16 protein-coding genes are annotated in these 21472 nt (G+C 40.0%); 6 read left to right on the forward strand and 10 right to left on the reverse strand.

The genetic code is table 11. The features are described from left to right. Position 1 precedes the first annotated feature (1 nt). The 10 genes from mraY to leuO all read right to left on the reverse strand — a co-directional run bounded on the left by mraY (position 2) and on the right by leuO (position 12665). A complete protein-coding gene (gene mraY, locus HMPREF3129_RS08400) occupies positions 2–1084 on the reverse strand; it encodes a phospho-N-acetylmuramoyl-pentapeptide-transferase (RefSeq protein ID WP_004248563.1) in 1083 nt (360 codons plus the stop codon). After that, complete coding sequence (murF, locus tag HMPREF3129_RS08405; protein WP_036918816.1) at positions 1078–2460, reverse strand: UDP-N-acetylmuramoyl-tripeptide--D-alanyl-D-alanine ligase; 1383 nt, start codon at positions 2458–2460, stop codon at positions 1078–1080. The genes mraY and murF overlap by 7 nt, the downstream gene beginning before the upstream one ends. Beyond that, entirely contained in the window at positions 2457–3944 is a 1488-nt protein-coding gene (murE, locus tag HMPREF3129_RS08410) for a UDP-N-acetylmuramoyl-L-alanyl-D-glutamate--2,6-diaminopimelate ligase (RefSeq protein ID WP_017827190.1), read from the reverse strand. The genes murF and murE overlap by 4 nt, the downstream gene beginning before the upstream one ends. Continuing rightward, entirely contained in the window at positions 3931–5727 is a 1797-nt protein-coding gene (gene ftsI, locus HMPREF3129_RS08415) for a peptidoglycan glycosyltransferase FtsI (RefSeq protein ID WP_004248565.1), read from the reverse strand. Before ftsI ends, murE begins: the two co-directional genes overlap by 14 nt. Positions 5728–5738: 11 nt before the next feature. After that, on the reverse strand, positions 5739–6056 hold the full coding sequence (gene ftsL, locus HMPREF3129_RS08420) for a cell division protein FtsL (protein ID WP_004244124.1): 318 nt from the start codon (positions 6054–6056) through the stop codon (positions 5739–5741). Further along, on the reverse strand, positions 6057–7004 hold the full coding sequence (gene rsmH / locus HMPREF3129_RS08425) for a 16S rRNA (cytosine(1402)-N(4))-methyltransferase RsmH (RefSeq protein WP_004244125.1): 948 nt from the start codon (positions 7002–7004) through the stop codon (positions 6057–6059). It lies immediately after the preceding gene. A 3-nt stretch (positions 7005–7007) separates the two neighbouring features. Continuing rightward, complete coding sequence (mraZ, locus tag HMPREF3129_RS08430; RefSeq protein ID WP_004248567.1) at positions 7008–7466, reverse strand: division/cell wall cluster transcriptional repressor MraZ; 459 nt, start codon at positions 7464–7466, stop codon at positions 7008–7010. Between the two features lie 687 nt (positions 7467–8153). Continuing rightward, positions 8154–9161: a catabolite repressor/activator gene (gene cra, locus HMPREF3129_RS08435; RefSeq protein ID WP_004244128.1), complete on the reverse strand. Its 1008-nt coding sequence runs from the start codon at positions 9159–9161 to the stop codon at positions 8154–8156. 221 nt (positions 9162–9382) lie between these two features. After that, positions 9383–11191 carry an AMP-dependent synthetase/ligase gene (locus HMPREF3129_RS08440; RefSeq protein WP_036918820.1) on the reverse strand — a complete coding sequence of 603 codons (1809 nt, stop codon included), beginning with the start codon at positions 11189–11191 and terminating at the stop codon, positions 9383–9385. A 529-nt stretch (positions 11192–11720) separates the two neighbouring features. Further along, positions 11721–12665, reverse strand: coding sequence for a transcriptional regulator LeuO (gene leuO / locus HMPREF3129_RS08445; protein WP_036918822.1), 945 nt, complete (start codon positions 12663–12665; stop codon positions 11721–11723). Positions 12666–13547: 882 nt separating this feature from the next. Between leuO and leuA the strand changes: the two genes are divergently transcribed. The 6 genes from leuA (at position 13548) to mutH (ending at position 21471) form a co-directional block, all read left to right on the forward strand. Then, a complete protein-coding gene (leuA, locus tag HMPREF3129_RS08450; RefSeq protein WP_004244137.1) occupies positions 13548–15107 on the forward strand; it encodes a 2-isopropylmalate synthase in 1560 nt (519 codons plus the stop codon). A 5-nt stretch (positions 15108–15112) separates the two neighbouring features. Next, positions 15113–16204: a 3-isopropylmalate dehydrogenase gene (leuB, locus tag HMPREF3129_RS08455; RefSeq protein ID WP_004244138.1), complete on the forward strand. Its 1092-nt coding sequence runs from the start codon at positions 15113–15115 to the stop codon at positions 16202–16204. 1 nt (position 16205) lies between these two features. Then, positions 16206–17615: a 3-isopropylmalate dehydratase large subunit gene (gene leuC / locus HMPREF3129_RS08460; protein ID WP_004248569.1), complete on the forward strand. Its 1410-nt coding sequence runs from the start codon at positions 16206–16208 to the stop codon at positions 17613–17615. A gap of 11 nt (positions 17616–17626) precedes the next feature. After that, positions 17627–18229 (forward strand): 3-isopropylmalate dehydratase small subunit, encoded by a 603-nt coding sequence (gene leuD / locus HMPREF3129_RS08465; RefSeq protein WP_036918827.1) that lies wholly within the window; start codon positions 17627–17629, stop codon positions 18227–18229. Between the two features lie 282 nt (positions 18230–18511). Continuing rightward, positions 18512–20191, forward strand: a complete 1680-nt coding sequence (gene sgrR, locus HMPREF3129_RS08470) for an HTH-type transcriptional regulator SgrR (protein ID WP_036918829.1) — start codon at positions 18512–18514, stop codon at positions 20189–20191. 602 nt (positions 20192–20793) lie between these two features. Next, positions 20794–21471 carry a DNA mismatch repair endonuclease MutH gene (gene mutH, locus HMPREF3129_RS08475; RefSeq protein WP_004248572.1) on the forward strand — a complete coding sequence of 226 codons (678 nt, stop codon included), beginning with the start codon at positions 20794–20796 and terminating at the stop codon, positions 21469–21471. The last annotated feature ends 1 nt before the right edge of the window (position 21472 follow it).

The following is a 21472-nucleotide window of genomic DNA, read 5'->3' on the forward strand; positions in this document are numbered from 1 at the left end:
GTTAACGTACCTTTAATGTCGCTAAACCAATAAGGACTAACATAAGAGAGATGATCCAAAAGCGGACAATCACACGAGGCTCTGGCCAACCTTTTAATTCATAGTGATGATGGATTGGCGCCATACGGAAAATACGTTGGCCGCGCAGTTTAAATGAACCTACTTGTAAAATAACCGAGAGCGTTTCAACAACGAACACGCCCCCCATAATCACTAATAAAAATTCTTGGCGTAATAACACGGCGATAGTACCTAATGCGCCACCTAATGCTAAAGAGCCAACATCACCCATAAAGACTTGGGCTGGATAAGTATTAAACCAAAGGAAGCCTAATCCCGCACCGACAATGGCGGTACAAACAATCACCAATTCACCTGCATGCATTAAATAAGGAATTTTTAGGTAGCTGGCAAAATTGACATTACCTGTAGCCCATGCAACTAATGCAAATCCAGCCGCTACAAACACCGTAGGCATAATAGCTAAGCCATCTAAACCATCGGTTAAATTTACCGCGTTACTGGTGCCAACAATGACAAAATAAGCCAGTAAGATATACAACATGCCAAGTTGTGGCATGACATCTTTAAAGAAAGGCACAACAAGTTGCGTTGCTGGGGTATCTTTACCAATCGCGTACATACTAAATGCAACCGCTAAAGCTAATACCGATTGCCAGAAATATTTCCAACGCGCTATTAAGCCTCGAGTATCTTTACGCACTACTTTGCGATAATCATCGATAAAACCGATGATGCCATAACCAATCAGCACCAAGAGTACACACCATACATAAGGATTATCTAATCGCGCCCACAATAAGGTTGATACAGCGATAGAAAATAGGATCATGATCCCACCCATGGTCGGCGTACCACGTTTGCTAAAGTGTGACTCAGGGCCTTCGTTACGCACCACTTGCCCGATTTGCATTTTTTGTAACCATGCAATTAAATGGGGTCCCATCCATAACGCAATAATTAATGCCGTCAATAAACCAACAATCGCTCTGAATGTCAGATAAGAAAACACATTAAAAAATGTATGATATTTAACCAAATATTCGGCTAGCCAAACTAACATTCAAAGCACTCCTTTAATGCGTTCACGATATCCTCCATTGCTGAGCTTCGTGAACCTTTTACTAAAACTGAAACAACATCATGCTGCTGTAATAATGGAATTAATTGGGTAAGCAAATCAGCTTTAAATGAAAAATGCTCACCGCCTTCATTTTCTTGACTAATAAACTGGCTGTAATGACCCACGGTTAATACCCGATCGATACCGACTTGATGGGCAAAACGTCCCACATCACGGTGACATTTTTCTGAATCTTCGCCTAATTCAGCCATATCTCCAGCGACAAAGATTTTATATCCTGGTAATTGAGATAAAACTTGCAGCCCTGCTATCATCGACCCATCATTAGCATTATAGGTATCATCTAACACTATTTTTCCTGTTGTTAATTCAACAGGATAGAGTCTGCCAGGTACGGCTTTCAGTACCGCTAAACCTTGCTGAATATCCGTTAATGTCGCCCCTACCGACAAGGCTAACGCACTTGCGGCTAACGCATTGGCAATATTATGGCGACCAGGTAAAGGTAGGGTGATTGCTACACCCCCTTCTGGCGTATGCAATGTAAAATCGGTGGTGAGTTGATTAACAACGATATCCGTTGGGTAGAAATCGGCCTGAGTGTCTGCAGATAAAGAGAAAGACCACTGAGTTTGACGTGAGTTAAAATGCTGTTGCCATAGCGCAACATCATTACTTTGCTGATTAATAATGGCAGTGCCTTGCTCTTTTAAGCCAGTGAATATTTCACCTTTAGCTTGAGCAATCCCTTGTAAGGAACCAAAACCTTCAATATGTGCAGAAAAGAGATTATTGACCAATGCACTATCTGGTTTAACCATATCCACGGTATAGGCTATTTCACCAATATGGTTAGCACCAAGTTCAATCACGGCAAAACGATGTTCAGGGGTTAGACGAAAGAGTGTCAGGGGAACACCAATATCATTATTTAAATTGCCATGTGTATATAAGGTTTCACCACAGTGACGCAGTATCGAAGCCGTCATCTCTTTAACGGACGTTTTACCCGAAGAGCCCGTTAACGCCACAATTTTAGCATTGCTAAGCGAACGGATATAAGCGGCAATATGCCCCATTGCTAAACGGGTGTCTTTTACGATGATTTGTGGACATTCAACATCGATTTTCCGATTAACTAAAACCACAACGGCACCCTTTTGTTTGACATCAGCAATAAAGTCATGAGCATCAAAACGATCACCTGCTAAAGCAATAAACAGACATGCATCATCAATTTTACGGCTATCGGTAGAAATTGATTTGATCATTAATTGATTGGCTTGGCTTTGAGTAATAGTACTCAACACGCCTTGAGTGACTTGTGCAATGGTTTCGAGAGAAAGCGCTATCATGCGATCACCCCCAATAACCGTGCAACAGTTAATCGGTCAGAATAATCAAGACGGCGAGTGCCAACGATTTGATAATCTTCGTGCCCTTTTCCTGCCACTAAGATCATATCAGCGGGAGAGGCTTGCATTACTACATTCGTCACGGCTTCTGCTCGACCTTCAATCGCTAATGCACGACCAGGATCCATTAACCCAGAAAGGATATCTTGAATAATGGCTTGTGGCTCTTCACTACGTGGATTGTCATCGGTAATAACCACTTTATCGGCAAACTGCTCTGCTACAGCTCCCATTAGTGGGCGCTTACCTTTATCTCTATCACCACCACAACCAAAGATACACCACAGTTTGCCTGTACAGTGTAAGCGTGCCGCTTGTAACGCTTTTTCTAAGGCATCAGGCGTGTGGGCATAATCAACGATCACCGTAGGACGATTATCCGCACTAAATACTTCCATACGACCACAAACGGGCGTTAATGCACTGGAAGCTTTAATCACTGCATCAAGAGGGTATTCAAGTGCCAAAAGTGTAGCTAAAGCACAGAGTAAGTTACTGACATTAAAAGCCCCCATTAATGGGCTTTCAATTTCACCTTCTCCCCAACTTGAATTAAAATGGATAGTGGCACCCGCATCATGGTAATTGATTTGTGTCGCTTGCACATAGCGTCCTTGCCAATTTGCCGGCAATTTATCCGCCATAGTCACCGCCACTGCATCGGGTAGATGCGTCAACCATTTATGCCCTACCGCATCATCAGCATTAATGATTTTTTCGCCACTATGGTGGGTCGAAAATAACAACCATTTAGCCTGTTCGTAATTGGCCATATCACCATGATAATCAAGGTGATCGCGACTTAAGTTGGTAAATACGCTGGCGACAAAAGGTAGCGCACTAACGCGCCCTTGAACTAAACCGTGTGACGAAACCTCCATTGCGGTAAAGGTAGCGCCTTGATTAACTAATTGCTGTAATTCTAATTGGATATCAACCGCTGAACCGGTTGTATTCATTGCCGGAACAATATGATCTAATAACCCATTGCCTACCGTTCCCATAACGGCACTGACTTCACCTAAACCTTGCGCCCACTGTGCTAACAATTGTGTTGTTGTCGTTTTTCCGTTAGTACCAGTGACACCAATCAGCTTTAATTTATCCGCTGGCTGATGATAAAAAATTCCTGCAAGTTTTGATAATTGACAATTTAGGTTTTCAATATAAATAACGGGTATACCATGACTTTCACGAATTTCGCCATGAGTAGCAATACCTTCAGCTTCCGCTAAAACAGCGCAAACACCTTGTGCAATTGCCTGAGGAATATAGCGTCTACCATCCGTTTCATGGCCTTTAATTGCCACAAACAGATCACCACTCGCGGCTTTTCGGCTATCGAGTGTCATGTCTTTAAGCGTTAAAGACGGTGCTTGTATCCCGAGTGCCCCTAATAGGTCACTTAAATTAGGATCTGCCACTTGTATCCTCTTTTTTATTAATCACTATTTCACTTTTATCGTCTGGCGTTAATGCATCAGGCTCTACATTCATCGTACGTAGAACCGCGCCCATAATTGTGCCAAACACTGGTGCAGAAACTGCACCCCCATAATATTTGCCCGCTTTTGGCTCGTTAATGATCACTACTAAGGCAAAGCGTGGACGGCTTGCCGGTGCAACACCGGCTGCATAAGAAATGTAGGCATTAATATACTTTCCATCTGGGCCGACTTTTTTCGCGGTCCCGGTCTTAATCGCAACACGATACCCTTTGATCGCAGCACGAACGCCACCACCGCCCGGTAAGGCGACACTTTCCATCATATGAACCACTGTTCTCATGACTTTTTCAGGAAAAACGCGAGTACCCGGTACAGGAGGGTCGACTTTAGTAATAGAAAGCGGTCGATAAATACCAAAACTACCGATAGTTGCATAGACACGCGCTAACTGTAATGGCGTTACCATTAGCCCATATCCGAATGAGAAGGTGGCCCTTTCAAGATCGGACCACCGTTGTTTTTTTATTGGAAATATGCCACTACTTTCACCAACTAGCCCCAAGTTAGTTGGTTTTCCGAGGCCAAAACGGGAGTAAACATCTACCAGTTCAGACGCCGGCATCGCTAACGCAAGGCGAGATACCCCTACGTTACTCGATTTCTGTAAAATTCCAGTTATCGAAAGCTCACGATAAAGCGCAACATCTTTTATCTGATGCCCACTAATTCGATAAGGAACAGTATTAATAACGGTATTTTCTTTAATAATATTATTGTTTAGCGCACTCATAACCACCATTGGCTTTACCGTAGAGCCTGGCTCAAAAATATCGGTGATAGCTCGATTACGCATCGCATCTTTCGGCGTTCCCGCTAAATTATTCGGGTTATAGGACGGGCTATTTGCCATCGCTAACACTTCGCCTGTATTGACATCAACCAAAACCGCCGTACCTGATTCTGCTTTATTTTCAATGACTGCATTGGTTAACTCTCTATACACAACAGATTGTAAACGCTCATCAATGCTTAACATTAAGTTGTGAGCAGCTTGGCTATCTGTTTGAGCGATATTTTCAATCACACGGTTAAAGCCATCTTTGCGTACAACTCGCTCTCCGGGGGCACCGGTAAGCCATTGGTTAAAGCTTTTTTCAACCCCTTCAATACCATCGCCATCAATGTTTGTAACACCAATGATGTGAGCGGTCACTTCTCCTGAAGGATAATAGCGTTTGGACTCTTGGCGCATGTTTATCCCTTTGATTTTCAGCTTACTTATGTAATCACTAATTTCAGGATTAACTTGGCGCGCAAGATAGATAAAACGAGCGGAAGGTGTTGCAGAAATTTTTTGAGAAATTTGATTAACGGGAAGTTTTAATGCATCAGCAAGTGCTAACCAACGTGAATCGGTCATATCAGGGTTAGCTTCTAACACAACTTTAGGATCAGCCCAAATAGCATATACAGGGACACTCACCGCCAATGGTCTTCCCATACGATCGCTTATCATGCCACGAGCAGTGGGGACTTTTTGCACACGTAAAGAGCGCAGATCCCCTTCGCGGATCAGGGGATCTGGGTTAATAATCTGTAAATAGGCAACTCGTATTAATAACGCCGCTAAAGCAATACCAATACCACCGCAAAGCAACGCAAAACGCCAACTCACAAATCCTGTTTTTTCTTCAGGTTTACGGAGTTTGGCATTTGACTTTGTCTTTGTCTTCGCTTTTGCCGAACGTGAAAATTTCATACTTGCCTTAATTATTTAGTAACCACAATATTCTCTTTAGTTGGATCAACATGAACCATGCCTAACTGTTCACTTGCAAAACGTTCAACTCGGCTATGATCCGCCAATGCATTTTCCTCAAGGATCAAGTTGCGCCATTCAATATCCAATACATTTTTTTCTAGTACTAAGCGCTCTTTTTCTGCTGTCAGTAAGCGTGTTTTATGTGCTGTCGTTACCACATAGATCGCGGAGATAATAACGGCGAAAAAAAGAATAAGTGGCAATTTGCCATGACGCAGTAAATCTTGTCCTATTACTCCCGGTAATGAATGGCGTTCAGTAGACATTTATTCCTCAATACGCTGTGCGACACGTAAAACAGAACTTCGCGCTCGTGGATTCTCCTCAACTTCAACACCGGTAGGTTTCATTTTATGAATACTACTCAGGCGAGCACTTCCTAGTGCTTTAATTTGTTCTTCTGTTAATGGGATCCCCGCGGGAACAACAGGCCCTTTACTTTCATCTCTTATAAAGCGTTTAACTAATCGGTCTTCTAAAGAGTGGAAACTAATCACCGATAAACGCCCTGCTGGCGCTAAAATAGACACGGCGCCTTTTAATGCTTTTTCAATCTCATCTAACTCGCTATTGATATAGATACGGATCGCTTGAAAGCTACGTGTTGCAGGGTGCTTATGCCGCTCTTTTACTGGACTTGCTTCACTAATCAAATCCGCTAACTGTTTAGTACGTGTTAATGGCTCTTCAGTTTTATTACGCGCCACAATGGCACGGGCAATGCGTTTCGCGAAACGCTCTTCACCGAAGGTTTTTAGCACCCAAGTAATATCATCTTCTTCGGCATTCATTAACCACTGTGCAGCTGATTGTCCTGTGGTTGGGTCCATACGCATATCGAGTGGCCCATCACGCATAAAAGAGAATCCTCGTTCAGGATCATCTAATTGCGGTGAAGAAACGCCTAAATCTAATAATACGCCATCAACTTTGCCACTTAAACCTAACTCATTGATATAGTGTTCAATATTTGAAAAAGGCCCATGAATAATAGAGAATCGTGGATCATCAATTTCATTTGCCACTGCGATAGCTTGTGGATCTCTATCAATCGCAATGAGACGGCCTTGTTCACCTAGTTGCGATAAAATCAGACGAGAGTGCCCGCCACGGCCAAAAGTACCGTCAATATAAATACCTGAAGGTTTAATATTCAGGCCGTTTACTGCTTCATCCAGTAATACACTGGTATGGCTAAAATTATTCGTTGTCATTATTTAAAGTGATAAATCCAATAGTCGTGTCGATAACGGTTCCTGTGAGGTTTGCTCTGCCAAAATGTCTTCTTTGATCTGTTGATACCAGACCTGTTCATCCCACAATTCAAATTTATTGAATTGACCGACTAACATGACCTCTTTGGTTAGCCCCGCGTGCTGTCTTAGCGTGCTAGCTAACAAAAGACGTCCTGCGCTATCCATTTGGCATTCACTGGCATGCCCAAGTAATAAACGCTGCACTCTTCGTTCGGCGGGATTCATGGAAGAAAGCGCCGCCAGTTTTAACTCAATTTTTTCCCATTCAGGAAGGGTGTACAGCAATAAACATGGCTGATTGAGATCAATGGTACAGACCATTTGACCTTCAGAAGCCTCGTTCAGCGTTGTTCGATAACGGGAAGGAACTGTTATTCGCCCTTTGCTGTCGAGATTAACGAGTGTTGCACCACGAAACATCCTCATTTCCCTCAGCGTTATAATTTACACCACATTATCCCACAAATCCCCACAAATAGAGTTTACGGATCGTATGAAAACGTTGTCAAGCCAGTTGTAGGACGCTTTATTGATATTTACAGTAATTTTATAATCTCATCGAAATGAACAAATTATCAGCAGGCTAAAAAAGCAGAATATTAACACTATGATTCCTATCGGTTATTTTTTATTTTTCTTATTTGTTCTCAAATAGTGATTATTTATAGAGATGAAAAAGGGAAAAATAAGATAAAGAAGTCATAAAAAGAAAATGACCTATTTAATGAGATAATGCCTATTTATTGTCGTTCATTTGCCTTTAACCAACATAACAATACAAAGCCCTCTTTAAATTAAAAAACTGGCTTAATCTACTGAAAAAATAATGTGATATCATGTAGATAATTTTTTACTGTCGAGTTTTCTTTCTGCAAAGTTAATAAATAAATTATTTTATTTAAGTAATATCACTTATAGAAATATCAAAATTTCACCCGCGAATTAAACAAAACAGGATAAATTGTAAAAAAACGTTTAAGATTAATCTCAAATTTTATTTTATTTAAGTCACCCGACATTATTTAACCAAATAAACTATCCCTGCTTTAATTTAATAAAGCAGGGATAGTCATTATAAAAAATGCTGAGTCAGAAAGTGAACGCTAATTAACGAGTACGTCCTAAACTACCTCGGCGACATAAATCACGTCGAATACGTGTAATACCCGCTTGTGGTTTTTGCTCTTCTTCAAGACTTGCTAAAACCAGCTCTAATACACGTTGTGCAATATCACGATGTCGCTGAGCCACCGATAATACTGGACATTCGAGGAAATCTAATAATTCATGATCACCAAATGTAGCAATCACTAACTGCGTAGGTAAGCGTCCACTTCTTTGCAACGTTACATCCATCACACCTTGTAATAGCGCAAAGGAGGTCGTAAAGAGTGCATCAGGCATCGGGTTATTATTTAACCATTCCGAAAATACCTCTGCCGCCGCTTCTCGTTCATAACTATTCGCATAAAGATAAGTCACTTGTCGTGGATCATCTTGCCACACACTACGAAAGCCCTGTTCACGTAAAAAACTGACTGATAGTTCGGGCAATGCGCCTAGATAGAGAACCGATTGAGAAGGAAAAGCTTTAAGCTCACTCGCTAACATTTTTGCGTCTTCTAAATCATCACCGACGACACTAATAAAATGTTCACTCTCTAACGCCCTATCTAAGGCAATGATAGGCAACGAACGATTAGCCCAACGCTGATAAAATGGGTGCTCTGGGGGTAATGCCGTTGATACAATAATGGCATCAACTTGGCGTTGTAGTAGATGTTCTACACAACGAATTTCGTTGTCAGGTTGATCTTCTGAGCAGGCAATCAGCAATTGATAACCACGTTGACGCGCTTGTCGTTCAAGATAATTGGCAATTCTGGTATAACTGGTATTTTCCAAATCAGGAATAACCAAACCTATAGAACGCGTACGACCAGCACGTAATCCCGCGGCAACAGCGTTCGGGTGGTAATTGTGCTCTCTGACCACCGCCATCACTTTTTCAACAGTCTTGTCACTTACACGGTACTGTTTAGCTTTACCATTAATGACATAACTCGCTGTTGTTCGTGAAACACCAGCCAAGCGGGCGATTTCATCCAGTTTCACTTTAGCCTCTTCTAATTATTAATAGGGTATTTATTACATTATTGCTATGGTTTTCAGTCATCATGCTGATCTGAATCTGCATTTTAACACAATTTACTGATAAAACCGTATGCGTCAACGTTTCCGTTTATACCTTTTACCAATTACTTGCATTGTTACTGCCTATGACTTACCTAAAGTGCAATAAAAAAGCACCTTTACGGTGCTTTTTTGTCTGGTGATCACGACTCTTGATACATCTGCTCAATTTCATTTCGATAGCGTTCAGAAATTATTTTACGTCTTAATTTTAAGGTAGGTGTCAATTCTCCAGACTCCATCGTAAACCCTTCCGCTAATAGGGTAAATCGTTTAACTTGATGGAAACTAGCAAAATTACGTTGCATTTCACGCAAGCGTTCATCAAATAATTCTTTGATCTTAGTATGGCGTAATAACTCTATCCGATCGTGATATTTTAAATTTAATGCTCGAGCATGTTCTTCTAATGCATCAAAGCAAGGCACGATCAGTGCAGAAACAAATTTACGGGTATCTGCAATCACAGCGATATGCTCAATAAAGCGATCTTGCCCTAATGTACCTTCAATCATTTGCGGTGCAATATATTTTCCATTTGAGGTTTTCATAAGATCTTTCAAACGTTCGGTAATATATAACATCCCTTCTTCATCTAATGCACCCGCATCACCGGTACGTAACCAACCATCTTCAGTAAACGCCGCAACCGTCTCTTCAGGCTTATTAAAATAACCTTTCATCACGATACTACCACGCACTTGGATCTCGTTTTCTTCGCCTATACGTACCTCAACCCCCGGTAACGGAGTACCAATAGAGCCTAGTTTATAATGGCTTTCTTCCCAACAAGATACCGTGGCACAAGTCTCTGTCATGCCATAACCATATTTAATATTAATACCCGCGGCTAAGAAAAAGCCGATCACCGCATCATCTAAACGAGCGCCTGCGGCAGGTAAAAAACGAACTCGCCCACCTAAAATTTGACGTAGTGGTTGAAGAACTTTTTTATCCGCAAAGCGATAACTCCATTGAGATAGCATGCCTAATGAACGTCCAGCTAAGTGTGCCTGACGTTGTTTTTCACCCTGTTTAAGAGCCCATTTAAACATCCATCGGCGTAGTCGGGGTGCTTGAGAAACTTTCTCTTGAATGGCGCTATATACTTTTTCGTAAAAGCGTGGCACTGCACACATAACCGTTGGTTTTACTGCAGCCATTGCTTCCCTTACGGCATGGGTATCTGTGAGATAAACATTAATAGCCCCAGTATGCATAACATAGAAGCTCCATGCTCGTTCAAATACATGTGATAACGGTAAAAAGCATAATGAAACATCTTTATCCGATAATGAAAGGCGCTGATCATGCAGATAAAGTTGAGAAGCCAGATTGGTGTAATCCAGCATAACACCTTTAGGCTCACCTGTTGTACCCGAGGTATAAATCAGCGTAAACAAATCATCTAAACAACATTCATCAATACGTTGTTGTAGCAGAGAGTCATATCGAGATTGACAGTCACTGATTAAGTTTGTCAGATGATAAGAAGGTATTGTTGGATTTAAAACGACCTGAGAATTAAACACAATAATATGTTTAAGTTGCGGGCATAATAGCGCTAACTCAGAAACAACGTCATATTCCTTTTGGTCACCAACAAAAAGAATACGAATATCCGCATCATTGATGATATAAGCGGCTTGTTCCACACTACTTGTTGCATAAAGAGGAACTGTGACAGCACGCAACTGCAAAGTAGCAATATCGGCAATAGACCAATCAATGCTGTTTTGGGAAAAAATCCCCACATTTTCTTGAACAGCCACGCCCATATCGAGTAATGCATTTGAGAGTGCACGTGTTTTCTTTGCTACTGACGCCCATGACATGGCGATTTCAGACTTAGCATCCCACTGACGATAAGCCGTTTTTTCCCCAGAAGATGAAAATTGCATCTGCAATCTTCTAATTATATGATAATCATATAGATTATTATTATTTATCATGATTTTCCTGTTATTTATGGAAAAGCGTAGGAATAATTAAGTTGAAATAAAGAATAATGTCATCTTCTAATTTCAGCTTACACCTGTTCGCTGACTTATCTGAAAGTCTAAGTGATCCTCAAAAATAAAGGAATCTAATTTTACATAAATTTGTAAAATTGTGAGTCATGAAAAGTTTTGTCAATTTCATCATACTAATGAAAATGTAAAAATGAGCCTGAACACTTTGTGAACAAACAAAGCATTAATAAGAAAAATATAATAAAATCAAAAAGTAATTATATAATTTTATTCATTTACAAGATTAATAACAGAGAAAATAAAGAAAAAAATCGATTAGATGACAATAGTTGCAACTGATAGGGATAGGATAACAATTAGGGCAAAAATAGTGACAGCTACCCAAGAGACTTATCTTTACTATTTACTATTAAAGAATATCTTTTATTGGTTATTAGCAGTAAGCTAACGTTATCTGCCACTATTTCTGCATAATTAGCATAGAGTGCTAATTATGAGTGAATCACTCTTAGTTTTGACAAACCTCACTAAGTAAATTTTTCATCCATAAATGGCCTTTATCTCGTGCCGTTGACTCATGCCAAATTAAATAGCATGGACGTTCTACCTTCTCCCAAGGTAATGATATCGCCTTAATGTTCAATTGTTCTGAATAGCTTTCAACTAACCATCTAGGCGCAATAGCGACCGAATAAGTTTTTGAGACTAGATTTAATACACTATTTAAATCAGTACCTTCATAAGTAATTAAATCTTCTAACTCTGTATTCTTATAATAAGCCGCACTAAAAGACCCCACATCTTCTAAAGAAACAATAGAATGATGCTCATTTAATAACATCTCTTCAGTAACGCTCTCTTTAATTCGTGGGTGTTGGTTAGAGACAGCCAAAACCACTTCATCATTGAATAAAGGGTGTGAATGAAACTCTGGTTTATCAAATTGTTTATAATTAATAAAGAACTCAACTTCCTGATATTTTAATTGGTGTTCAATATTACTATTCAAATAAGACTTAATATTTACATTAATATTAGGGGTTTTATTTTTTATTCTCTCTACAATTTTTGGCGCTAACTTGATATCTAATGGACTGCAAATAGATAAGCTAAACACACGATCACTGTGTTCCGGTTCAAATCCCGCCCCTGGCAATTCATTATGGACTAATTGTAATGCTTGTCGAACAGGGCCAAATAATTGTTTGGCTCTTAATGTTGGTTGAATACCTCGGCCATACCGAACAAATAACTCGTCATTAAACATGATCTTAAGACGAGAAACTGCATTACTGACTGCCGGTTGAGACATACCTAACACCTGTGCTGCTCGTGTGACATTTTGCATTTGCATAACAGCATCAAACACCGTTAATAAATTAAGATCAACATTACGTAAATGCATATCTGCTGACTCTTTATTGGTCGTTGTTGCTGATGTGTAATCCGTCATTTTTTACTCCACTATGTTATTATAATTGGCGAATTAAAACTTATTAATAATATAAAAGCATATTAATAAATTATATATCTAACCATGACTGTAACTTTTATAAAAATATTACTACTTATTATTCATCATCCATGTACATCACAAAATGTATAACACAAACACCAAAAAATAATTCATCTTTATATTAAAGAGAATAAATTGACATTTAAATTACATATTAATGAAATGATTATACCGATATATATTACAACCTGTTTTACCTTATGCCTTGCAAATAATAAAACAAAATATGATAAAAATCATAATAAAATAATAAAATCTATCACCTTACAGGACACTTTCAGAACTATTACAGTCACCACGGTAATAATTTTTATTCTTATATTCAAAATGTTGCTCAAATTTATTGATATTGTTGTTAACTACAACCGCTCATCCCCCTGATAGTTAGTTGTTCAAAAAAAAAGCAAACAATTGTTTAATTTTTTATTTCACTCCCCGAGAGCGATTATGTGAAACATTAACCTAATCAATGATTGTTTGATAGATATAATCATTACTAAAAATTTAGATATTAGTCAGAATTACTAAGAATAAAATATAATTCACACATCAAAACAAATTAAAAAATTCCAATGCTTGACATGATGATTGGTATCCGGTATCAATAAATAAACATTATTAAGAACAAATGTAAGGATGTTTCATGTTAAACGCAATTTTACTATCAAGCCTACTACTATTCGCAACATTGATGCGCGGTCGGCTGATGGGTAAAAAATGAAACATACCTACCCTTAGAGAAAAACCCGCGCTAATCGCGGGTTTTTTTATACCTGGGAGAGCGCAAAAAACGAAATAAAAAAGTATAAGGAACAGATTATGAGCAACAATGTGATTATTTTTGACACCACATTAAGAGATGGCGAACAAGCATTGCAAGCTAGCTTAAGCGTAAAAGAGAAGTTACAAATTGCTTATGCCTTAGAACGTTTAGGTGTAGATATCATTGAAGCGGGTTTTCCTGTCTCTTCCCCTGGGGATTTTGAATCTGTACAAACCATCGCTCGAGAAATTAAAAATAGTCGCATTTGTGCGTTAGCTCGCTGTGTTGATAATGATATTGACGTTGCCGCAGAGTCATTAAACATTGCCGAGGCATTTCGTATTCATGTTTTTTTAGCCACCTCCGCTTTGCATGCTGAACATAAGTTAAAAAAATCCTTTGATGACATTATTGAAATGGGAACACGCTCAATTAAACGCGCCCGACGCTATACTGATGATGTTGAGTTTTCTTGCGAAGATGCGGGGCGTACCCATATTGATAATTTATGTCGCATTGTGGAAAGTGCCATCAACGCGGGCGCAACAACCATTAATATTCCAGACACCGTAGGTTATACCACGCCTTATCAATTCGGTGGCATTATCACTAATTTATTTGAACGTGTACCTAATATTGATAAAGCGGTGATCTCCGTTCATTGCCATGATGATTTAGGTATGGCTGTTGCAAACTCTATTACCGCAGTACAAGCAGGTGCAAGACAAGTTGAAGGGACTATCAACGGCTTAGGTGAACGAGCCGGTAACTGCGCTTTAGAAGAAGTGATTATGGCGATAAAAGTACGTGAACAAATGATGAATGTACAAACGCGTATTAATCACAAAGAGATCTACCGTACCAGCCAGTTAGTCAGTCAATTATGTAATACCCCTATTCATGCCAATAAATCCATCGTTGGATCGAATGCCTTTGCCCACTCCTCTGGTATTCACCAAGATGGCGTACTGAAAAATCGTGAAACTTACGAAATTATGACACCTGAATCAATTGGTTTAAAAGAGGTGCAATTGAACTTAACGTCTCGCTCTGGTCGAGCTGCGGTAAAACACCGTATGGAAGAGATGGGCTATCGCGAAACAGATTATAACTTAGATTCTTTATATGCCGCTTTCTTACGTTTAGCTGATAAAAAAGGCCAAGTTTTTGACTATGACTTAGAAGCATTGGCTTTTATGGGGCAACAGCAACAAGAGCCTGATGAGTTTGTAATGAACTATTTTAATACTCAATCCGGCTCCTCAACAGTTGCCACGGCCAGTGTCAGCATTAGTCGTAAAAATGAAGAAATCACTGAAGCAGCAACAGGAAATGGTCCCGTTGATGCTGTCTATCAAGCTATTTCTCGTGCTACAGGTTATCCCTTAAAACTGGTGACTTATCAATTAACAGCCAAAGGTGAAGGACGAGATGCATTAGGACAAGTTGATATCGTGGTTGAATACCAAGGACGTAAATTTCATGGCATGGGATTAGAAACTGATATCGTCGGTTCATCCGCCAACGCCATGATGCATGTTATCAACAGTATTTGGCGTTCAGAGCAAGTCGAAATAGAAAAACGCAAACACCATACAACACAAGAAGCGGTTTAATCATTATGTCTAAACATTATCATATTGCAGTATTGCCCGGAGATGGCATTGGCCCTGAAGTTATGGCGCAAGCACAAAAAGTGATCGATGCGGTAAATAAACGATTTTCACTGAATATCACGACCAAAGAGTACGATATTGGTGGTATTGCTATCGATAATCATGGCACACCATTACCGGCAACCACCTTGGCTGGATGTGAGCAAGCTGATGCGATTTTATTCGGCTCTGTGGGGGGGCCTAAATGGGAGCATTTACCGGCAGATCAACAACCGGAACGTGGCGCATTATTACCTTTACGTAAACACTTTAAATTATTCTGCAATCTGCGCCCAGCTCGTTTATATAAAGGTTTAGAAGCTTATTGTCCATTGCGTGCTGATATTGCACAACGCGGTTTTGATATTTTATGTGTCCGTGAATTAACTGGGGGGATCTATTTCGGTCAACCTAAAGGCCGTGATGGTGAAGGTCGCGAAGAGCGTGCTTTTGATACCGAGGTTTACCATCGCTATGAAATCGAACGTATTGCTCATTTTGCTTTCAAATCAGCGCAAAAACGTCGTTATAAAGTCACGTCGATTGATAAAGCCAACGTTTTACAAAGCTCTATTTTATGGCGTGAAGTCGTCACTGAGGTCGCTAAACAATACCCTGATGTGACCTTGCAACATATGTATATCGATAATGCGACAATGCAATTAATTAAAGATCCAGCGCAATTTGATGTATTGCTGTGCTCCAATATCTTTGGCGATATTTTATCAGACGAATGCGCCATGATCACCGGTTCAATGGGCATGTTGCCCTCTGCAAGCGTAAATGAAGCACATTTTGGTTTATATGAACCCGCAGGTGGCTCCGCACCAGATATTGCCGGTAAAAATATCGCCAATCCAATAGCACAAATTTTATCAACCGCCCTATTACTGCGTTATAGCTTTAATGAAGATAAAGCAGCCCAAGCCATTGAAGAAGCAATTACAAGAGTACTAGCAACAGGCTATCGCACCGCAGATTTAGCGGGAGAAGGAAACGCAATAACAACCGCAGAAATGGGTGATCATATCGCTCAGTTTATTCAAGAAGGGGCATAACATGGGTAAAACATTATATCAAAAAATTTACGATGCACATGTTGTCAGAGAAGTAGCGAATGAAACACCTATTATATATATCGATAGACATTTAGTGCATGAAGTGACTTCACCTCAAGCTTTTGATGGTTTAAGAACCAAAGGTCGTGCTGTTCGTCAACCCAACAAAACTTTTGCCACAATGGATCACAACGTTTCAACTCAAACCAAAGATATCAACGCCTGTGGTGATATGGCGCGTATTCAAATGCAAGAGTTAATGAAAAACTGTCAAGAATTTGGTGTGACCTTGTATGACTTAAATCACCCATATCAAGGAATTGTTCATGTTATGGGGCCTGAACAAGGCTTAACTTTACCAGGCATGACAATTGTTTGTGGCGACTCACATACAGCAACACATGGTGCCTTTGGCGCATTAGCTTTCGGTATTGGCACTTCTGAGGTTGAGCACGTATTAGCGACACAAACCTTAAAACAATCACGTGCTAAAACCTTAAAAATCGAAGTACAAGGCAAAACAGCCAATGGCATCACGGCAAAAGATATCGTATTGGCGATTATCGGAAAATTGGGTAGTGCGGGAGGTACGGGGTATATTATTGAATTTACGGGAGAAGCTATTGAAGCTTTGAGTATGGAAGGGCGAATGACATTATGCAATATGGCGATAGAGATGGGGGCAAAAGCAGGCTTAGTTGCTCCTGATGAGACTACATTTGCTTACTTAAAAGGACGTCAATTTGCCCCTCAAGCCCCATTGTGGGATGAAGCTGTCGCCTATTGGAAAACGTTAAAGTCGGACGAAGATGCTATTTTTGATGCTACTGTGACGATTAATGCTGCAGATATTGCACCACAAGTGACTTGGGGGACGAATCCGGGACAAGTGATTGCTATTGACCAAATTGTTCCGCGATTGAACAGTTTTAACGATCCTGTTGAACGAGCTAGCGCCGAAAAAGCCTTAGCTTATATGGGATTAACTGAAGGTGTTAACTTAACTGATATTACAATAGATAAAGTTTTTATAGGCTCTTGCACTAACTCTCGTATTGAAGATTTACGCGCAGCAGCAAAGATAGCTAAAGGGCATAAAGTCGCCTCCCATGTACAGGCAATTGTTGTTCCCGGCTCAGGCCCTGTTAAAGCCCAAGCAGAAGCAGAAGGTTTAGATAAAATTTTTATTGAAGCCGGTTTTGAATGGCGTTTACCCGGCTGCTCAATGTGCTTGGCAATGAACAATGACCGATTAAATCCCGGAGAGCGTTGCGCATCGACCAGCAATCGTAATTTTGAAGGTCGCCAAGGTCGTGGTGGCAGAACTCATTTAGTCAGTCCGGCAATGGCCGCTGCCGCCGCCATTCATGGGCATTTCGCTGATATTCGCACTTTTGCAACAGTATCATAAAGGAGAACCTAATGAATAAATTCACACAACACACTGGAATTCCAGTACCTTTAGATGCTGCCAACGTGGATACTGATGCGATTATTCCCAAACAATTTTTACAAAAAGTCACTCGCACAGGATTTGGTAAACACTTATTTCATGATTGGCGATTTTTAGATGATGAAGGCACCCAGCCTAACCCATCATTTATTTTAAATCAGTCCATCTATCAAGGTGCTTCTATTTTATTGGCGCGCGAGAATTTTGGTTGTGGATCTTCTCGCGAACATGCGCCTTGGGCGCTCACAGATTATGGCTTTCATGCGGTGATCGCGCCGAGTTTTGCTGATATTTTTTACGGCAATTCCTTTAATAACCAGTTATTGCCAATCAAATTAAGCGATGAGCAAGTTACCCAGTTATTTAATTGGGTAACAGAGCATGCTGGTACGCCTATTACCGTTGATTTAGTTGCCCAACAAGTGATCGCTGGTGAATTATGCTTCTCATTTGAAATCGATGCATTTCGCCGTCATTGCATGATTGAGGGATTAGACAGTATCGGATTAACGTTACAACACCAAGCAGAGATAAGTGCTTATGAAGCTAAACAACCAGCTTTTATGCGTTAATCACTGACTCAATTACCTTATTTCACTGTTTGTTATCTGTAAAAATTTAAACTTTGTCATTCTCGCCGCTATTTACCTCGCGGCATTTTTTTTCAGTAAAACGAACAAAAAAAGCCAGTGACCTATTATCACTGGCCGGTAATCACCGCATGCTCAAAGGGGGAGTCTGTTAGTATTCATAATTTGTGATAACTAACATAAGAGCTAACTTTAAACACAAGCATTATCGGTCTAATATAAGGAAATTAAAATTGATCACTTTAATAAGGGATTTCCTCTTTTATGACATCACCCCGCTTAGAGTTGCAATTTATTCGCTTATGGCAAGCTTTTGAGGGAAAAGAGACTGAAACCACATTACAAGAGCTTGCTGAAACATTACATTGCACTCGTCGCCATGTGCGTTCGTTACTAAACAAAATGCATCAAACTGGTTGGATAGATTGGCAAGCAGAAGTAGGAAGAGGAAAAAAATCCACCCTGACTTTTCATTCTAACGCCTTTGACATCCAACAAAGCCGAGCAGAGCGATTACTGGAAGAAAATGATATAGAAAAGCTCGTTGCACTGATGGGCGATAAAGACTCGTTACGGCAAATGGTGCTTTCACAGATTGAAAAAAGCTTTCACCCTAGCCAACAACGTCTACGAATAATTTACTATCGCCCTTTTCGTAATTTATTACCCGGTACGCCGCTTCGGCGCTCTGAATTACATTTAATGAGCCAAATATTTAATTCATTACTTCACTTAAAAGAGGAAAATGGGGAAGTCGAAGCGGAATTAGCCCATCACTGGCAGATGCTCAGCGAGCAACATTGGCGCTTTTATTTACGCCCTGCTATCTATTTTCACCATGGACGAGAATTAACCATAGAGGATATCAGCACCTCTTTAATGAGAATGAAAGTCTGCAATCCACTTTATGCACATATTGAGAAAATAACCTCACCGCAACCTTATGTTATTGATATTTATTTAACCGTACCGGATAAACAATTTGCCACCCTATTAGGTAGTCCACAAGCAGCGATCTTACCCCAAGAATGGCGAACTCTCGTTAATTTTTCTCAGCACCCCATTGGCACAGGGGCATACCAAGTGATGAGCAATGATCAACATAAACTGCAAATCAAAGCGTTTGATCGCTATTTTGGTTTGCGCGCATTATTAGATAACATCGATATTTGGGTGGTTCCTGAATTAAAAGACAAAATGGTTTGCTCTACCCTTCATTTAACCGATGATGATACTCATAACAACTCACTGGAAAGCCGCAAAGAGGAAGGCTGTTATTTTTTACTTTACGATAGCCGCTCAACACAATGCCAACAACCTGAGATCCGCGAATGGCTTAGTAGTGTATTAACACCGGTGAATATGTTGGCCCATTGTGCGCCCTCTTATCAACGCCATTGGTCACCTGCTTATGGTTTATTGTTACACTGGCACCATAGCAAACTGATCCCACCGCATACTAAACCCGCTTCACTCACAAAACTGACCATTACACTGTATAAAGAGCACCACGAATACAGCACTATTGCTGAACTGATCAAAAAAATCTTATCTAACTATGATATCGAATTATCCATTCAAGTGCTTGATTATGAACAGTGGTATTATGGTGATGCAAAGAGTGATATCTGGTTAGCTACCGTCAATTTCTATAAACCGCTCGAGTTTTCTATTTTTGCAGCACTTTATGAACTGCCCCTATTTCACCAGTGCATGGGTGAACGTTATAAAGATGCCCTAGCCTTATGGCGTCAAAAAGTATTACCGCTTGAAGAGTGGTGTCGCCAATTAACACAAAATAATTGGCTTTTCCCGTTATTTCACCATTTACTTGAATTACAAGGGCAACGTACGATACGCGGTGTAAAAATGAATACCTTTGGTTGGTTTGATTTTAAATCGGCATGGTTTATACCTGATTTAGAAACGCCCCCATTAAAATAGCGTTTTCACTTATAACTATGTTAATTCACAGAAACCCGCAAAGTTATAAACACCAACAGTAAGGCCTAGGGGATTTATTCACTTTTTCTGTGGATATCTATGTGAAAAAGAGTGAGATAATCAGGGTATAGTTTTTATATTAGCGTACAGGCTGTTGAAACATTTTTTAAAATATCACTTATAATTCAAATTAGTAGATAAGTTTTTATCCCTATTTCAACGATTGGATAAACCAATGAATAAAGTCCAATGGTTAAATTGTACGAAAAACAACCATAGTCGGTTTTATCCACAGGTTGTGCCGATTAGTTAATCGAAATAGGCAGATTTTGGGGAATATCGGCAAAAGTCAAGGCTGTAAATCAGAACAGTGATCTCACTTTTGCGGAGTTATCCCACAAAGCTGTGGATAACCTAGTGCAAAAGCCTGTTTATGATCTAAGGATAACCCTGAACAACTTATATCATTTATTATTAAAACCTCGATTCACATAAAAAAATGATGATATATCATGCTATTATGTTTTAACTTAAATCAGTGAAAAAACATTTTCCATCATCCTTTTTTTCTGTTTATTTATTGTACAGGAAGACAGTTATTTATGTTTACGCCACCAGCAGCACCTGAAAATGAATCCGTTTTACTCGCACGAGCACAAGCGCTGGCTGGTTATACCTTCGGTGAACTCGCCGCTTTTGCACAGCTTCCTATTCCTGAAAATTTAAAGCGTGATAAAGGTTGGGTCGGTATGCTATTGGAATACTATTTAGGTGCCAGTGCCGGCAGTAAACCTGAACAAGATTTTTCTCATATCGGAGTTGAGCTAAAAACCATCCCTATCGACCGTTTTGGTATGCCATTAGAAACGACCTTTGTTTGTGTAGCCGCACTTACAGGAAACAGTGGGATCACATGGGAGAATAGCCATGTAAAACGTAAGCTGTCAAAAGTATTATGGGTGCCTGTAGAGGGAGAACGGGAGATCCCATTAGCACAGCGTAGAGTCGCTTCCCCGCTACTTTGGAGCCCCAATCATCTTGAAGAAGAGCTACTGCGTCACGATTGGGAAGAGTTAATGGATATGATTGTCTTAGGAAAAGTAGAAAGCATTACTGCGCGTCACGGACAAGTATTACAAATTCGCCCTAAGGCTGCTAACAGTAAGGCATTAACCGAAGCCATTGGTGAAAATGGACAACGCATCATGACACTTCCCCGTGGTTTTTATTTAAAAAAGAACTTTACTGCGCCACTGATTGCTCGTTATTTCCAACTTTAAT

This window comes from Proteus sp. HMSC14B05, assembly GCF_001808035.1.
Classification (GTDB): Bacteria; Pseudomonadota; Gammaproteobacteria; order Enterobacterales; family Enterobacteriaceae; genus Proteus; species Proteus mirabilis.

Coding starts and splice junctions, on each gene's coding strand:
- ftsL (WP_004244124.1), bottom strand. CDS start 6,056: ATGTCTACTGAACGCCATTCATTACCGGGAGTAATAGGACAAGATTTA.
- sgrR (WP_036918829.1), top strand. CDS start 18,512: ATGACATCACCCCGCTTAGAGTTGCAATTTATTCGCTTATGGCAAGCT.
- leuB (WP_004244138.1), top strand. CDS start 15,113: ATGTCTAAACATTATCATATTGCAGTATTGCCCGGAGATGGCATTGGC.
- leuA (WP_004244137.1), top strand. CDS start 13,548: ATGAGCAACAATGTGATTATTTTTGACACCACATTAAGAGATGGCGAA.
- mutH (WP_004248572.1), top strand. CDS start 20,794: ATGTTTACGCCACCAGCAGCACCTGAAAATGAATCCGTTTTACTCGCA.
- leuC (WP_004248569.1), top strand. CDS start 16,206: ATGGGTAAAACATTATATCAAAAAATTTACGATGCACATGTTGTCAGA.
- rsmH (WP_004244125.1), bottom strand. CDS start 7,004: ATGACAACGAATAATTTTAGCCATACCAGTGTATTACTGGATGAAGCA.
- leuO (WP_036918822.1), bottom strand. CDS start 12,665: ATGACGGATTACACATCAGCAACAACGACCAATAAAGAGTCAGCAGAT.
- murF (WP_036918816.1), bottom strand. CDS start 2,460: ATGATAGCGCTTTCTCTCGAAACCATTGCACAAGTCACTCAAGGCGTG.
- mraY (WP_004248563.1), bottom strand. CDS start 1,084: ATGTTAGTTTGGCTAGCCGAATATTTGGTTAAATATCATACATTTTTT.
- ftsI (WP_004248565.1), bottom strand. CDS start 5,727: ATGAAATTTTCACGTTCGGCAAAAGCGAAGACAAAGACAAAGTCAAAT.
- HMPREF3129_RS08440 (WP_036918820.1), bottom strand. CDS start 11,191: ATGATAAATAATAATAATCTATATGATTATCATATAATTAGAAGATTG.
- mraZ (WP_004248567.1), bottom strand. CDS start 7,466: ATGTTTCGTGGTGCAACACTCGTTAATCTCGACAGCAAAGGGCGAATA.
- leuD (WP_036918827.1), top strand. CDS start 17,627: ATGAATAAATTCACACAACACACTGGAATTCCAGTACCTTTAGATGCT.